Genomic DNA, 15687 nt, shown 5'->3' on the forward strand with positions numbered 1-15687 from the left:
ATGCCGCATGACGACAGCCACACGGCGATTTTGCCGGCGATCCGCGATGCCAGACCACCGCATCTGCGCGATCCGATCGACGTCGTCAAGGCGGCACTGGACGGCGTACCGCCACCGAAGCAACCGCCGCCCGCTCCGCCGCGCCGACCACCGGGTGGCGGTGGGCCGCCTGCTGGACCACCCGGCCCGCGGCCGAGCATTCGCGAGCAGATCAACTGGAAGTGGGTACGCCGCGGCCTGTACGCGACGGTGGCTGTGCTGATCGTGCTGCCGATGGTCACGTTCGGGATGGCCTATCTCATCGTCGACGTGCCAAAACCGGGTGACATCCGGACCAACCAGGTCTCGACGATCCTCGCCGGCGACGGCAGCGAGCTCGCGAAAATCGTTCCGCCGGAAGGCAATCGCGTCGACGTCAACATCGACCAGATCCCGGTGCATGTGCGCAATGCGGTGATGGCGGCCGAGGACCGTGACTTCTACTCCAATCCGGGCTTCTCATTCTCCGGCTTCGCCCGGGCGATCAAGAACAACATCTTCGGCGGGGACCTGCAGGGCGGCTCCACGATCACGCAGCAGTACGTCAAAAACGCACTGGTCGGCTCGGAGCGCTCGGGGGTCGGCGGGCTGGTCCGCAAGGCCAAGGAGCTGGTCATCTCGACGAAGATGTCCGGCGAATGGTCCAAAGACCAAGTGCTGCAGTCGTATCTGAACATCATCTACTTCGGCCGGGGTTCGTACGGGATCGCCGCGGCAGCCAAGGCGTACTTCAACAAGCCTGTCGAGCAGCTGACCGTCGCGGACGGCGCGCTGCTGGCGGCACTCATCCAGCGGCCGTCGGGGCTGGATCCCGCGATCAACCCGGAAGGCGCGGCCGAACGCTGGAATTGGGTACTCGACGGCATGGTCGGAATGGGCGCGTTGTCGCCGCAAGACCGTGCTGCACAACAGTTCCCGCCGACGGTGCCGCCCGAGCAGGCGCGTTCGCAGGACCAGACCACCGGGCCGAACGGCCTGATCGAACGGCAGGTCACGAAGGAACTGCTCGACCTGTTCAACATCGATGAGCAGACACTGAACACCCAGGGTCTGCAGATCACCACCACCATCGACCCCAAGGCGCAAACGGCCGCCGAGGATGCGATGTCGGAGTACATGGAGGGCCAGGATCCCGACATGCGCGCGGCGGTGGTGTCCATCGATCCGCGCACCGGTGCAGTGAAGGCTTATTACGGTGGTTCGGACGCCAACGGGTTCGACTTCGCGCAGGCCGGGTTGCCGACGGGCTCGTCGTTCAAGGTGTTCGCGTTGGTGGCCGCGCTGCAGCAAGGCATGGGTCTGGGCTATCAGGTGGACAGCTCGCCCGTAACGGTCAACGGAATCAAGATCACCAACGTCGAGGGTGAGGGCTGCGGCACCTGTTCCATCGCCGAGGCGCTCAAGCGGTCGCTGAACACCAGTTACTACCGGCTGATGCTCAAGCTCAAGAATGGCCCGCAAGACGTGGCCGACGCCGCGCACAAAGCGGGCGTCGCAGAAAGCTTTCCAGGCGTAGATCACACGCTGTCGGAGGACGGCAAGGGTGGACCGCCGAACAACGGAGTCGTGTTGGGCCAGTACCAAACTCGTGTTCTAGACATGGCATCGGCGTACGCAACGCTGGCGGCATCAGGCGTATATCACAAGCCGCATTTCGTGCAGAAGGTGGTCAACTCGCAGGGCGAGGTGCTCTTCGACGCGAGTGGACAGGACAACTCGGGCGAGCAGCGCATCGATAAGGCAGTGGCCGACAACGTCACGTCGGCAATGCAGCCGATCGCCGGCTATTCCAGGGGTCACAACCTCGCCGGTGGACGGGTGTCGGCGGCCAAGACTGGCACCAACCAGCTCGGCGACACCGACGCGAACCGAGATGCGTGGATGGTCGGCTACACGCCGTCGCTGTCGACAGCGGTGTGGGTCGGCACGACCGAGGGCACCAAGCCGCTGGAGAACAAGTCGGGCTCGCCGGTGTACGGGTCCGGGCTGCCGTCGGACATCTGGAAGTCGACGATGGACGGCGCACTGAAGGGCACCGACAACGAGACCTTCCCGAAGCCAACCGAGATCGGCGGCTATGCGGGTGTGCCGCAGGCGCCGCCGCCCCCGTCGACAACCGCGCCCGCTCCGCCGTCGGAGACGGTCATCCAGCCGACTATCGAAGTGGCGCCGGGCATTACGATTCCGCTCGGCCCACCGACCACCGTGCCCCTCGCTCCGCCGACGCCGGTCGGACCCGCGCCGGGACCAGGCGACGTTCCCGGGGTCCCGCCGCCACCGCCGCCCCCGTGACCGAGACCGACCGGGAGACGGTGTCGTCGACGGCATTGGCTGGTGTTGTATCGCCGGCTCCGCTCGCAGAAGACCGGCGCAGCCTCGATAACCGCGACCTGCCAAGTCGCACCGACACGATCGGAGCCGCGCTTTCCGGAGTGATCGGCGGGCCCGTCGGGAGGCATGCGCTGATCGGCCGCGCGCGGTTCCTGACGCCGCTTCGCGTGATGCTGATGATCGCTCTGGTCTTTCTCGCGCTCGGGTATTCGACGAAAGCGGCGTGCCTGCAGACCACCGGCCACGGCCCGGCCGACCAACGGGTGGGCAACTGGGAGAACCAACGCGCGTATTACGAGCTGTGCTACTCCGACACGGTGCCGCTTTACACCGCGGAATTGTTGAACCTCGGGAAGTTTCCTTACAAGTCGAGCTGGGTCGAGACCGACAGCACCGGCAAGCCGCGTCTTCAGTACGACGGCAATACCGCCGTGCGCTACATGGAGTATCCGGTACTGACCGGGATCTACCAGTACGTGTCGATGGCGCTGGCCAAGACGTATACGGCGCTGACCAAACTGATTTCGGTACCGGTCATCGCCGAGGTGGTGATGTTCTTCAACATCGCTGCATTCGGATTGGCGCTGGCGTGGTTGGTCACGGTGTGGGCGACCACGAGACTTGCCGGTCCGCGACGGATCTGGGACGCGGCGTTGGTGGCTGGTTCGCCGATTCTGATTTTTCAGATCTTTACGAATTTCGACGCGCTGGCAACGGCTTTCGCGGCCGGTGCACTGTTGGCCTGGGCGCGGCGAAAACCGTGGCTGGCGGGCGTGCTGATCGGACTGGGCGTGGCGGTCAAGCTCTACCCGCTGCTGCTCTTCGTGCCGCTGGTACTCCTCGGTGTGCGGACCGGTCGGTTGCGTGAGGTGGGCAAGGCGGCGGTCGCCACGGTGGTGGCATGGCTGTTGGTGAATTTGCCGGTGATGGTGCTGTTCCCGCGGGGATGGTCGGAGTTCTTCCGGCTCAACACCCGCCGCGGTGACGATATGGACTCGCTGTACAACGTCGTCAAGTCGTTCACCGGCTGGCAGGGGTTCGATCAGAACCTTGGGTTTTGGCAGCCGCCGACAGTGCTGAACACCGTGTCGGCTGCCTTGTTCGTATCGTGTTGTGTCGCAATCGCATACATCACGCTGACCGCCAAACAGCGACCGCGGGTGGCGCAGGTGGCCTTCCTCGTGGTCGCTGTGTTCCTGCTGACGAACAAGGTGTGGAGTCCGCAGTTCTCGCTGTGGTTGGTACCGCTGGCCGTGCTGGCGCTGCCGCACCGCCGGATTCTGTTGGCGTGGATGACGATCGACATGCTGGTCTGGGTGCCACGGATGCTGTTCTTGTATGGCGAGCAGAACCGTGGGCTGCCCGAACAATGGTTCACGGCCGCGGTGCTCCTCCGCGATATTGCGGTCATAGCGTTGTGCGCGTTGGTGATTCGGCAGATCCATCGGCCGGAGTTGGACCTCGTGAGGTGCGGCGGGCAGGTCGACGACCCGTCGGGCGGAGTGTTTGATCGGGCGCCCGATGCTCCGCCGCGGTGGTTGCCCGACTGGCTGCGCCCGGCCGCGGGTCGGACGACTGTCACACCGGCGGTCGCCGCAGAGCCCGAGGCCGAACCGGATCTGGCGCGAAGCACCTGACGAGAGGCCGCCGATGTTGGTTGCGATTCCAATGTTCGAGCGATTCACTGCGCTCGACGCAATCGGTCCTTACGAAGTGCTGCAACGGATTCCATCGATCGACGTCGTCTTCGTCGGCCATCAGCGTGGAGAGGTCCGTAGCGACAACGACATGCTCGGCATGATGGTCGACAAGTCGTTCGCCGAACTCACACAGCCCGACGTTGTCGTGTTTCCCGGCGGTATCGGCACACGCGTGCTGATCAACGACGCCGAAGTCCTCGATTGGGTGCGCGAGGCGCACGAGCATTCCGTGTTCACCACGTCGGTGTGCACGGGCGGCTTGGTGCTCGCGGCGGCCGGTCTACTCACGGGGCTCACGGCCACGACGCACTGGCGCGTGCAAGAGCTGTTCAACTCGCTGGGGGCGCAGTACGTGCCGCAGCGCGTAGTGGAGCATCTGCCGCAACGGATCATCACCGCGGCCGGGGTGTCCAGCGGCATCGATATGGCGCTGCGGTTAGTCGAGCTACTGGTCAACCGTGAGGCCGCCGAGGCCAGCCAGCTGATGATCGAATACGACCCGCGGCCGCCGTTCGACTCCGGCGACTGGGCCAAGGCTTCGGACGCAGTCAGGGAGCTGGCACAGGAGTTCTACCGACACCGGGCCTGACGTGTCCGCGCGATTTCGCAGATCAGCGGGCATTCCTGTAGCCTGGGCCGGTTGCCGACGCAGGTAACCCTCCTGCCACGGATCGACCGTGGCCGAACAAGACCGTAGGAGGTGGTGTGGTTCTCATGCGTCCATACGAAATCATGGTCATTCTTGACCCCACTCTCGACGAGCGCACCGTTGCACCGTCGCTGGAGGCTTTCCTCAACGTTGTCCGTAAGGACGGCGGCACTGTCGACAAGGTCGACATCTGGGGCAAGCGCCGGCTGGCGTACGAGATCGCCAAGCATGCCGAGGGTATCTATGCGGTGATCGACGTGAAGGCCAATTCGGCCACGGTGTCCGAGCTGGACCGTCAGCTGTCACTGAACGAGTCGGTGCTGCGCACCAAGGTGATGCGCACGGACAAGCACTAGTCCCGAACACGCGTCGGCTGTCGTGCGCGTTGCGTAGGCTCGCGCGCAACAAACCGCAGCGATGAGCGCTTGCGCGAAGAGCCGAACAATCTGCCCAGGAGGAAGCTCGTGGCTGGTGACACCACCATCACCGTCGTCGGAAACCTGACCGCCGACCCGGAACTGCGGTTCACCCCGTCGGGTGCGGCCGTGGCCAACTTCACGGTCGCGTCGACACCGCGCATCTATGACCGCCAGAGCGGGGAATGGAAGGACGGCGAGGCGCTGTTCCTGCGGTGCAACATCTGGCGTGAGGCCGCCGAGAACGTGGCCGAAAGCCTCACTCGCGGCTCGCGGGTGATCGTGCAGGGCCGGCTCAAGCAGCGTTCGTTCGAGACCCGTGAGGGCGAGAAGCGCACTGTCTTCGAGGTCGAGGTCGACGAGATCGGACCCTCGCTGCGCTACGCGACCGCCAAGGTGAACAAGGCGAGCCGCAGCGGCGGCGGTGGCGGCGGATTCGGCGGCGGGGGTTCGCGCGGCAGCGGCTCGGGCAGCGGCGAGGCCAAGCAGGACGACCCCTGGGGCAGCGCGCCCGCGTCGGGTTCGTTCAGCGGTGGCGACGACGAACCGCCCTTCTAGACAACAACTTTTGATCAGCAATTCCAGAAAGAGATAGACACATGGCCAAGGCCACCAAGCGGCGCCCGGCGCCCGAGAAGCCGATCAAGACGCGCAAGTGCGTGTTCTGCTCCAAGAAGGGGCAGACGATCGATTACAAGGACACGCAGCTGTTGCGCACCTACATCAGCGAGCGCGGCAAGATCCGTGCGCGGCGCGTGACGGGCAATTGCGTACAGCACCAGCGCGACATCGCGATCGCGGTCAAGAACGCCCGTGAGGTCGCTCTGCTGCCGTTCAGCGCGTCGACGCGTTAAGACAGGACCTGAAGAGATGAAACTGATTCTTACTGCTGAGGTCGAGCATCTGGGTTCGGCCGGTGACAGGGTTGAGGTCAAGGACGGCTACGGGCGCAACTTCTTGCTGCCCCGTGGGCTGGCGATCGTGGCCTCCCGTGGTGCCGAACGGCAGGCTGAGGAAATCCGTCGCGCCCAGGAGCTCAAGGGCGTCAAGGGTCTTGAGCATGCCAATGAGCTGAAGACGGCGATCGAGGGACTCGGTCCGGTCGAGCTGGCTGTGAAGGCGGCGCCGGACACCGGAAAGCTGTTCGGCTCGGTGACGCCGGCAGCCGTCGTCGCGGCGATCAAGAAGGCCGGCGGCCCGAATCTGGACAAGCGCACCGTTCAGCTGCCAAAAGCGCACATCAAGTCGGTGGGTGCCCACCCGATCGGGGTGCGGCTGCACCCCGAGGTGGACGCCGCGGTGTCGCTGAACGTCGTCGCCGGGTAGTACCACAGCGTCAATTAAGCCGGGTGAGGGCGGTGATCCGCCGTCACCCGGCTGTTGCTGTATGGGCTGGCGAACTTTGCGCCCCATTCGGCCGTCAGCGAAGCTAACGAGCTGTTAACCTGCATGGCGCTCCCGCGCAACACAACACGCCCGGGACCGCAACCCGGCCCGACACGCCGAGTGAATTGTCATCCACAAGAGTCAACGCCGTTTATCGTGCGACTATCTGCGCGGATACACGAAAACTGCCGATTCATGCACAAGTTCTCCCCAACGACTCAACATGGGTGGCCGGAGGTATCCACACCCCATCCACAGGTCTACTAACAAGACCCACTTGCGTGGTCCCCAGCAACGTCTAGCGTTGGCCGTCGCGGACAGATTCCGGTAGTTGCGGAAGCGTCTTGTCGGTGGCGGGACTTACAGTCGCGGTGTCAGACTGTCGAATGTACGTTCGATCCAGGGAGGAGGCAGGACGCGCCATGGCTGTCGTGGATGACCTCGGCCACTCGGGTATGGACGTCCCGCCCCCCAGCGAGGACTTCGGGCGGCAGCCCCCACAGGACAACGCCGCGGAGATGTCGGTACTGGGCGGCATGCTGCTCAGCAAGGACGCGATCGCCGATGTGCTCGAGCGGCTTCGTCCCTCAGACTTCTACCGCCCGGCGCATCAGAACGTCTACGACGCGATCCTGGATCTGTACGGACGCGGCGAGCCGGCCGACGCGGTGACGGTCGCCGCCGAGCTGGATCGCCGCGGCCTGTTGCGCCGTATCGGTGGTGCCCCGTATCTGCATACGCTGATCTCCACCGTGCCGACCGCTGCGAATGCGGGGTTCTATGCGGGCATCGTGGCGGAGAAGGCGCTGCTGCGCCGGCTGGTCGAGGCCGGCACGCGCGTCGTGCAGTACGGCTACGCGGGCGCTGAGGGCGCGGATGTCACTGAGATCGTGGACCGGGCGCAGGCCGAGATCTATGACGTCACCGAGGGACGCACGTCGGAAGACTTCGTGCCGCTCGAGGATCTGCTGCAGCCCACGATGGACGAGATCGACGCCATCGCATCCAACGGCGGCCTGGCCCGTGGCGTGCCAACCGGTTTCACAGATCTTGACGAGGTAACCAATGGCCTGCACCCCGGCCAGATGATCGTCATCGCGGCGCGGCCGGGTATGGGCAAATCGACGCTTGGCTTAGATTTCTTGCGGTCCTGCTCGATCAAGAATCGAATGTCGAGCGTCATCTTCAGCCTGGAGATGAGCAAGTCAGAGATCGTGATGCGGCTGCTATCAGCCGAGGCGAGAATCAAGTTGGCCGACATGCGGTCGGGCCGGATGAGTGACGATGATTGGACCCGGCTCGCGCGGCGGATGAGTGAAATAAGCGAAGCGCCTTTGTATATCGATGATTCGCCGAACCTGATGATGATGGAGATCCGGGCAAAGGCGCGTCGACTCAAGCAAAAGGCCAACCTAAGCCTGATTGTCATTGACTATCTGCAGCTGATGACATCCGGCAAGAAGGTCGAGTCGCGCCAACAGGAAGTGTCTGAATTCTCCCGGCAGCTCAAGCTTCTGGCGAAGGAACTGGAAGTTCCCGTGGTGGCGATGAGCCAGCTGAACCGCGGCCCGGAGCAACGCACCGACAAGAAGCCAATGCTGTCTGATCTGAGGGAGTCGGGCGCGATCGAACAAGATGCGGATATGGTCATCCTGCTGCACCGGCCTGACGCGTTCGAACGAGACGATCCGCGCGGTGGCGAAGCGGACCTAATCTTGGCCAAGCATCGCAACGGCCCAACCAAGACCATCACCGTCGCGCATCAATTGCACCTGTCGCGGTTCACCAACATGGCCAAGGCGTAGTTGTTTGTTGTGGCTTCTCAAACTTTATGTCCAATTCTCATTCGAAATGTCCACTCGATGTCCAATTGGACATGAAAGTGAGATTTTCGAAATTTGGTGAATGGTTCGAAATTTGGTGAATGGTTCGAAATTGGGTGAGCAGTTCGAGGAAGAAGCGGTGTGTCGGTGAAATGCTGCTGCCGGGGTTCGGTGGCCGGACGGGCGGTCGGTATAGCTCCACGCGATGGTTTGGGTGCGAGGACCCGATGCCGCTTTCCGTTGATTGTCGCCAAAGGTCGCCCGTGACACGGCAGCGGTCTTATCCGGGTTGGGATCGATCGCCGCAGCCGCCCGTTCGAGTGGATAAGTCGCAGGCTCGGGAGCGGATGCCAGGCCCGACGCAAGCAGCGGCTCGAGCATCTTCGACGGCTACGAATCGGATCTGTATGTCTTCATCCACAGCCCGTAGTTGGAGCTCTCGGTCCGGTTATCGTGACCACCGCGGACGAAGACATCGATGCGGTCGGGTCCCCACGAGGTGGCGCAGGGACCCGATGTCCCATGCCCACCCAGCGGCTCCCAGCTTTGCCAGCCGCCCTGATAGGGCAGGTGCCACACCGTGCTGTCGTGGCCCAGGACGAACACGTCGAGCCGGTTCTCACCCCACGACGTGATAGCGGGGTCGGAGGTCAGGGTGCCGTCGAGGTCTTCCCACGGGCCCCAACCGCCCTGGGCGTCGTCATAGGCGATATGCGAGAGCGCGTTCTTGCCATTGCGGACGACGACATCAATGCGTCCAGGGGCCCACGACACCGCCGCCGGGTCCGACGTCAACGTTCCGCCAAGCAAATTCCACCCGTCGTCGCCGTCGTCATACCAGCGGTGCAGCAACGTGTTGTCGCCGTTCCGGCCAAACAGGTCGAAACGATTCGGCCCCCATGAGGCGGCCGCCGGATCGCCGGGCCACAAAATGCCCAGCGGTTGCCAGTCCCCCCAGCGGCCATCGTCGAATGTCAATTGAAACAACGTGTCATCATGGCCGCGGACGAACACGTCGATGCGCCCGCGCGACGGGGTCACCGCCGCAGGAGCCGACGTCAACGTTCCGTGAAGCGTTTCCCAGGACCGCCATTGGTACTTGCCGCCGGTTTTCTCATATGTGCTTTGGTAGAGGGCGTTGTCTCCACCGCGCACGAACACGTCGATGCGGCCCGGCACATGGTGCAAGTCGTCGGGATCCAGCAGCGGTCCCCACGACGTGGCCGTAGGTTCGGCGGTCACAAACCCGCGAAGAAGATCACTCCAGTCCGTGTCCCACTTCGCCTGCCCGCTCATCGCAGCTGCCCCGGCGTCGTGCTGAACGCGGCGTCCTTAAGGACAGGCACCACGGCGCGGTGAATGATCGTCATGGCCGAACCCCTCCCGCGAGCCCCGTCGACAGAACCCGTCTTCCATCGTGGTCACGTGCCGCCGCATCCGATGTTGAAGCTGCCCTGAGTTGGTGACCCCAACGAGGTCCGTGGCGGACTTAGCTGATCGACCATGCATGACCATCTTCGATTCATTTTAGTGGCGTTAATATCAAAGATACGATTTCGCGGTGGGCAAGCAGACGGGGTACGTGGCGGTCACGGCACATCCTGTTCTTCGTGACCGAATTCGACGTCCTTGCCGTTGAACGTGCCGTGGCAGGACACCACGACGTGGTAGGTGGATAAGGCCGGAGGGGCGAGCACGGGGAAACTCGCCGTCCCGTTGGGGTCGATGGTGAAGGACTTGTTGACTCCGGGCAGGAGCGGATTAGTCGCCTTGTAGGTGCATTTGCCGGCCAGATCCGCTGAGTTCGTCACATTCGCCGTCCACGTCACCAGGTCCCTGTCGAAGCTCAGATGAACCGCGTTGGTCGGCGCCACCTTCGCCGGGTCGGCAGGAGCGGGAGCTGCAGCGGGCGCAGGCGCCGGGTCGGGGACAGGCTCTGGCGGCGGGGCGGGGGCCGGCGCAGGTTTGCCCAACACGATGGTGACGACGTCGAAGGAATCGCCCCCAATCAAGTCGCTCTCGAAGCCCACGCCGAAGTCCTTGTAGTCGCAGTCGCTGAATGCGGTTTTGCTCACAGGATCGTCGATGACGCGACGGATCTGCACGTCTTCGTGATCGCCATGAGCTTTGAGGACGATGAAGGTGCCCTTGTATTGGCCGAACGGGGGCACTCCGGGATGGGCATTCGCTGCCTCGTGCTGCGCCTGGCCTTCGAGATCCCTGCTGTAATTCAGCGCCGCGCAAGATGTTTGACTACGTGCGTTGTTGGCGGCGGCTCGTATCGGGTCGAGCGGATCGGCGTGTGCGGCTGGCATCGCCAATGTTCCGGCGCCGATCATGGTGGCCAGGATGGTAAGTGGTGCGGATACTCGTGTTCTGGTCACGACTCTTTCCTCGGCTTCCTCGGCGCTGTCAACGGGACGGGTGGGGGGTTCATCTGACTGCTTCTATCCGGCGGCGAAGTCGGGACACAGATGTGTTGTTGCGGCGCTGACGAATAACGTGCCCTGATCGAAGTGGTACCTCTGCTCCACGGCGGTCATCTCATCGAGCACCGAGGTACCACCTTTCAGTTCTGAGCAGGTTTGGTAGCCCGCGTCGATCACCTCGGCGGACGACTTCTGCGGCAACCAGACGTTGTTGGTGTTGAGCTCGTCGAGAAAACTCCCGGTACTGGCGGCCGCGATTGGGGCGCACGCCAGCACTGCAGCGCTCAGCGCACCCGCGAGCAGCGCGGTGTTCCGAAGAATCGAATTCATGGTCGTTCCTTTCTGGTGGCAGACGGGGTACGTGGAGGTCACGGCACATCCTGTTCTTCGTGACCGAATTCGACGTCCTTGCCGTCGAAGGTGCCGTGGCAGGACACCACGACGTGGTAGGTGGATAAGGCCGGAGGGGCGAGCACGGGGAAACTCGCCGTCCCGTTGGGGTCGATGGTGAAGGACTTGTTGACTCCGGGCAGTAGCGGATTAGTCGCCTTGTAGGTGCATTTGCCGGCCAGATCCGCTGAGTTCGTCACATTCGCCGTCCACGTCACCAGGTCCCTGTCGAAGCTCAGATGAACCGCGTTGGTCGGCGCCACCTTCGCCGGCTCGGCAGGAGCGGGAGCTGCAGCGGGGGCTGGCGCAGGAGCGGGGGCGAGGGGAGGCTCGGGGGCAGACTGGCAGACCAATGGTTCCGCAGTTTGAAAGTTGACCTCCGAGCCAGTTTGGCCGATTTGGTAGAAGCCGTGGGCTTTGTTGTCGTCGCGGATCTGTCCGATGAAGTTCAACGGCTCGAAGTTGTCCCTGTTCACCGTGAGCGTGAAACTGTGCCCGAGGATGTCGCCGACGACGTGCACTGGCAACGGGGGACTGCCGTTGTCCCCGATCGTTTGGCCGGATGCATCGACGTGCGTGCCGGCGGGGACGCCGAAGACGGTCTTGCCGATGGGCGGGTAAAGCAAAGTGACTGGACCGCCCGGGAACTGCCACGAGGTGCATGCGGGGGCAAGCGGTGGTGGTAGAAGCGGCGCTACTGGCTGCGCTTGGGCCGGGGCAGGGCCGCTCAACGAGCCAAGCACGGTGAGTAGGGTCATCGCCGCGGTGGCGGCATGCGCCCGGCCGGGTTGGCGTTTGCGCTGGCGCGATGTCGCGTGGTTGGCAGCGGCTTCCCCATGGCGCCCCATCGGATGTTCAATCAGCCCTGAGTTTGTGACCCCAACGAGGTCCGCGGCGGGCTTAGCCGATTGATCCTGCATGACCATCCCCCGATTCATGTTAATAACGTTAAAATCAAAGGTACGCTTTTCGTGATAACGCTGTCAACATCAAATTCTGGTGATCGTCACTGGGTCGGTCACCCCGCAAGACCGGACTCGCACCGCATCATGCGGGAACGGGCAACATCCGCAACGGCACGCGGGCCAAGACGGTGCTCACCGATACCACCGGTCCTGCGGAGCTCGACATGCCACGAGACCGGGTGGCCACCTTTGAGCCCCAGATCATCAAAGCGCCAGCGGCGGCTGTCCGGTGTGGATGAGGTGGTGCTGTCGCTGTATGCCAAAGGCTCGACCACCGGCGAGATCTCGGCGCATTTCGCCGAGATCTACGGGCGCCTCAGTCTCCAAAGAGACGAGCAGCCGGATCACCGACAAGGTGATCGAGGAGATGAACGACTGGGCGAGGTCGCCATACATCAGGGAGACCAAGATTCCCTTCCCGTTTTCGTCGAGCGGACCTACGGGTTGCCATTGCAAGGCTTTGGAGTAGGTGGCGATGGTGTCGGGTGCGCCGGACATAGTTGTCTTTCAGTTCTGTTGCGGGATCACAGTTTTGGCGACATTCGCGCTGCAGTCAGGGGGGCACGCCTCGTGGGCGGTGATCTCCGTTGCGACTCGGCGGTGACTTCAAACGATGCGTGGCCGCGTGCAAACCGCGAACCAAGACCAGAACGCTCTCGGCGGTGATCACCGAACTCACGCACGAAACCTCCCGAGCCAACGTCGTTGTGTCGATGCCACGCAAGCACCCGGGCCGTGACTGTGTGACTGCCCCCCCGGCGTTAGACGTTCAGGCGACGCCATCGGACTGCGGCTGTACCGCTGCGGACGGAAGCCTGAACAGATTTTGCCTAATCGGTTAGTTCACGGCGCCGGTCGAAAGTTGATGGGTTGCTGGTTGGGTTGTCGGTCACGGGCGACAGGCCGGTGCATCGGTCGGAGGGTGGTCAGGCCGGTCTGCTGCCCAGGAGGTGGTCTTCGATGAGTGCGGCGCCGGTGGTGACGCCGCCGGTGGCCGCGTAGCCCTGGGCTACGCGTTGGGCGCCGTCGGTCATGAGCAGCGCTTGGTCGACTGCGCGACGTAGCCGCCCGACGGTGAGTTTGCGGGCTGGCAGGCGGGTGCCGCATTGGGCGACTTCAACGCGGCGCGCGACTTCGAGTTGGTCGCGTCCGTAGGGCACGACGCACACTGGCACGCCGCGGGCGAGTGCCTTTTGGGTTGATCCCATGCCGCCGTGGGTGATCGCGCAGACAGCGCGATCGAGGATCAGGCCGTGGGGGGCGGTCTGGGCCACGGTGGCGTTGGGTGGTGGGTTCGCGTCGCGTGGGACGCCGGAGGGGAAGGTGGCCACGACGTGCACCCGATGGTCGGCCAGTGCCTGCATGGCGGCCACGGGCAGCGCCGAATCGTTTTGATACTCGGTGGAGTTGGTGACCAGCACGATGGGTTGATCGATGTCGGTGAGCCAGGTCGGGGCGGCGGCGGGAGCGGGGTCGTAGTCACAGGGGCCGATGAAGTGCACCGTTGCCGGCCAGTCGGGGTGGGGGTATTCGAAGGGCTCGGCGCTGGCCAGCAGCAGCAGTGGTGCGCGGGCGACGAATTCGTCGGCGCTGTCTACCGCGGTGGCGCCGGCGGCGCTGCGCACCCGGGTAAGTGCGGAGAGCATCGCGCGTTCGAGTGCACCGGTGGTGAGCGGACGTAGTGCGGCGTCGCGCAGCCGCCCGGCCAGGCCCGGCCACGGCGCCAACCCCGGCCCGAACGGCGGTACGCCGCGTGAGCGCAGGAACGGCGGGTAGGGCCAAAACGCTGTCCACGGGAGGTCGGCGGCATCGGCCACCGAGGCGGCGCCCCAGCAGTTGGCGTCGATGATCAGCGCGTCGGGTTCGACTTCGTCGATGGCGTGGCGGGCGTCGTCGACCTCGAGCATGCCCCGGGCGCCGAACACCTCCATGGTGAGCTTGAGTGCCCCGAGCGGGGTTGCCGCCGTCCAGTCGCGCAGGGTCACCTGCTCGATGCGCGGATCGACTGCGGCGGCCTCGAATCCGGCGGCCCGACTCAGGGAGACGGCGGCTGCCGAGGTGTGCACCACGACTCGGTGCCCGCGCGATCGCAGTTCCTGCAGCAGCGCGGTGATCGGGTAGACGTGGCCCAGCGCCGGTGAGGTGTAGGCCAGGATGGTGGCCACTAGCCGGTGGGTTTCAGGAGCGGCTCGAGCAGTTCGAGTATCGCGGTGTGGGTTTGGGCGCGGCTCAGTGAGCCGTCGTGGCGCAGCAGCTGCCAGGTCCGCACGTCGCAGACTGCGGTGATCTGGGCCAGCCGACGGGCCCGCGCAGTGCGGGTGAGATCGGTCAGCGACGCCGCGAACACCCTGGCGCACCAGTCCCGGTGGTATGCCGCGCCGCCTGCAACCATGGCCCCCAGTGCGGGGGAGGCGCCCTGCGCGGCGATCATCTTCAGCACCAGGGCGCCGGAGCGCTCGTAGTGGTCAATCAAATTTGTCACCGCTGCGGCGGGGTCGCCGGGCTCGGCCGCGCCGCGTTGGGCGAACACCTCGCGGGCGAATCGTTCGATGGCCGCGGCGAACACCGAGTCCCGGTCGCCGAAGCGGCGCAGCACGGTCTGCACGGTGACTCCGGCGTTGGCGGCGATGTCACCCAAGGTGATGTCGGTGATCGGCACCGATTCCAGCAGCGTCATCGCTGCGGCCACGATCCGGTCTGCGGTCTCGGCGGCGGCGGCCGACCGGGAGGTCATGTCATAGGAACGACGAGCCTTCATGGTGCGGTGCGACTCCGGACTCTGCGGGGTGACCGACCCAGTGACGGCCACCAGAATTTGATGTTGACAACGTTATCACGAAAAGCGTACGTTTGACATTAACACTATTAACATGAATCGGGGATGATCATGAACGGTCGATCAGGTAAGTCCGCCGCGGACCTCGTGGGGGTCACCAACTCAGGGCTGCTTCAACATCGGATGGGGCGGCACGTGACCACGATGAATCGGGGGCTGGCAATCGCCATCGTCCTGGCCGGAGCGACGCTGGGGATAGCCGTCCCTGCCGGGGCTGCGCCCTATGTGCAGGGCCCGGATTGCCCGCCGGGAACAGATAACTTCGAGCAGCCTGACGGTAGTCATGGAGATTTCTGCGTTCCCTTGGCTGTGCTTGGCATCAAGCCGACGCCGCACAACTCCGTCTCGATGACTCTGAACAAGAACGGGTTAAGCGTGCACGCAGCTTTCAGCAACACCCAGTCGATTTCCGGTCAATGTCACTATGACGCGCAGGACGTCAACGGACTGCTGCCCGGCGTGTCCGACGACTTTCCCATCAGTGGGCATGACACGGTGAACCGCACCTATTTGGCTCCTCCGCCGTTGACTACCTACCACGCGACAGTGTCATGCCACGGCACGTGGAACGGCCAAGACATTGAATTCGGCAACACCTCACAGGATGTGTCCGGCTAACGCGTCGACCGAGAACTCGGCATCGCGGGCTCAACAGCGCACAAAGTGTAGGGAATCCCTGATTTCTTCGCCGGGCCGTCATCCGTGGGCTCACGGTCAACGACG

Annotated in this window: 15 protein-coding genes and 1 pseudogene; 10 read left to right on the forward strand and 6 right to left on the reverse strand. The window is 64.1% G+C overall.

The genetic code is table 11. The annotated features are described in order from the left end of the window. The 8 genes from VJV41_RS11250 to dnaB all read left to right on the forward strand — a co-directional run bounded on the left by VJV41_RS11250 (position 1) and on the right by dnaB (position 8326). Positions 1–2331 (forward strand): transglycosylase domain-containing protein, encoded by a 2331-nt coding sequence (locus VJV41_RS11250; RefSeq protein WP_325333647.1) that lies wholly within the window; start codon positions 1–3, stop codon positions 2329–2331. 20 nt (positions 2332–2351) lie between these two features. Beyond that, positions 2352–4007: a glycosyltransferase family 87 protein gene (locus VJV41_RS11255; RefSeq protein ID WP_325333739.1), complete on the forward strand. Its 1656-nt coding sequence runs from the start codon at positions 2352–2354 to the stop codon at positions 4005–4007. Positions 4008–4020: 13 nt separating this feature from the next. Next, positions 4021–4659, forward strand: a complete 639-nt coding sequence (locus VJV41_RS11260) for a DJ-1/PfpI family protein (protein WP_325333649.1) — start codon at positions 4021–4023, stop codon at positions 4657–4659. A 125-nt stretch (positions 4660–4784) separates the two neighbouring features. Further along, positions 4785–5075: a 30S ribosomal protein S6 gene (gene rpsF, locus VJV41_RS11265; protein WP_325333651.1), complete on the forward strand. Its 291-nt coding sequence runs from the start codon at positions 4785–4787 to the stop codon at positions 5073–5075. 108 nt (positions 5076–5183) lie between these two features. Next, on the forward strand, positions 5184–5693 hold the full coding sequence (locus VJV41_RS11270; protein WP_325333653.1) for a single-stranded DNA-binding protein: 510 nt from the start codon (positions 5184–5186) through the stop codon (positions 5691–5693). Between the two features lie 41 nt (positions 5694–5734). Continuing rightward, on the forward strand, positions 5735–5989 hold the full coding sequence (gene rpsR / locus VJV41_RS11275) for a 30S ribosomal protein S18 (protein WP_325333655.1): 255 nt from the start codon (positions 5735–5737) through the stop codon (positions 5987–5989). A gap of 16 nt (positions 5990–6005) precedes the next feature. Next, positions 6006–6461, forward strand: coding sequence for a 50S ribosomal protein L9 (gene rplI / locus VJV41_RS11280; protein WP_325333657.1), 456 nt, complete (start codon positions 6006–6008; stop codon positions 6459–6461). Positions 6462–6943: 482 nt separating this feature from the next. Beyond that, on the forward strand, positions 6944–8326 hold the full coding sequence (gene dnaB / locus VJV41_RS11285) for a replicative DNA helicase (protein ID WP_325333659.1): 1383 nt from the start codon (positions 6944–6946) through the stop codon (positions 8324–8326). Between the two features lie 408 nt (positions 8327–8734). Here the strand turns inward: dnaB and VJV41_RS11290 are convergent, their stop codons facing one another. The 4 genes from VJV41_RS11290 to VJV41_RS11305 form a co-directional block, all read right to left on the reverse strand. Beyond that, a complete protein-coding gene (locus VJV41_RS11290) occupies positions 8735–9640 on the reverse strand; it encodes a hypothetical protein (protein ID WP_325333661.1) in 906 nt (301 codons plus the stop codon). A 293-nt stretch (positions 9641–9933) separates the two neighbouring features. Continuing rightward, positions 9934–10728 carry a hypothetical protein gene (locus tag VJV41_RS11295; RefSeq protein ID WP_325333663.1) on the reverse strand — a complete coding sequence of 265 codons (795 nt, stop codon included), beginning with the start codon at positions 10726–10728 and terminating at the stop codon, positions 9934–9936. A 63-nt stretch (positions 10729–10791) separates the two neighbouring features. Beyond that, positions 10792–11103: a DUF732 domain-containing protein gene (locus tag VJV41_RS11300; RefSeq protein WP_325333665.1), complete on the reverse strand. Its 312-nt coding sequence runs from the start codon at positions 11101–11103 to the stop codon at positions 10792–10794. Positions 11104–11141: 38 nt separating this feature from the next. Beyond that, the gene (locus tag VJV41_RS11305) at positions 11142–12101 is read right to left on the reverse strand and encodes a hypothetical protein (protein WP_325333667.1); all 960 of its coding nucleotides are present in this window, start codon (positions 12099–12101) and stop codon (positions 11142–11144) included. 119 nt (positions 12102–12220) lie between these two features. Between VJV41_RS11305 and VJV41_RS11310 the strand changes: the two are divergent. Further along, positions 12221–12519 (forward strand): annotated as a pseudogene (locus VJV41_RS11310) (transposase); the annotation flags it as partial. Between the two features lie 535 nt (positions 12520–13054). Here the strand turns inward: VJV41_RS11310 and VJV41_RS11315 are convergent. Further along, positions 13055–14293: a glycosyltransferase gene (locus VJV41_RS11315; protein ID WP_325333669.1), complete on the reverse strand. Its 1239-nt coding sequence runs from the start codon at positions 14291–14293 to the stop codon at positions 13055–13057. Then, the gene (locus tag VJV41_RS11320) at positions 14293–14937 is read right to left on the reverse strand and encodes a TetR/AcrR family transcriptional regulator (protein WP_325333670.1); all 645 of its coding nucleotides are present in this window, start codon (positions 14935–14937) and stop codon (positions 14293–14295) included. Before VJV41_RS11320 ends, VJV41_RS11315 begins: the two co-directional genes overlap by 1 nt. A 162-nt stretch (positions 14938–15099) precedes the next feature. Between VJV41_RS11320 and VJV41_RS11325 the strand changes: the two genes are divergently transcribed. Then, positions 15100–15582, forward strand: a complete 483-nt coding sequence (locus VJV41_RS11325; RefSeq protein ID WP_325333672.1) for a hypothetical protein — start codon at positions 15100–15102, stop codon at positions 15580–15582. Positions 15583–15687 lie beyond the last annotated feature (105 nt).

Source organism: Mycobacterium sp., assembly GCF_035274705.1.
Taxonomy (GTDB): Bacteria; Actinomycetota; Actinomycetes; order Mycobacteriales; family Mycobacteriaceae; genus Mycobacterium.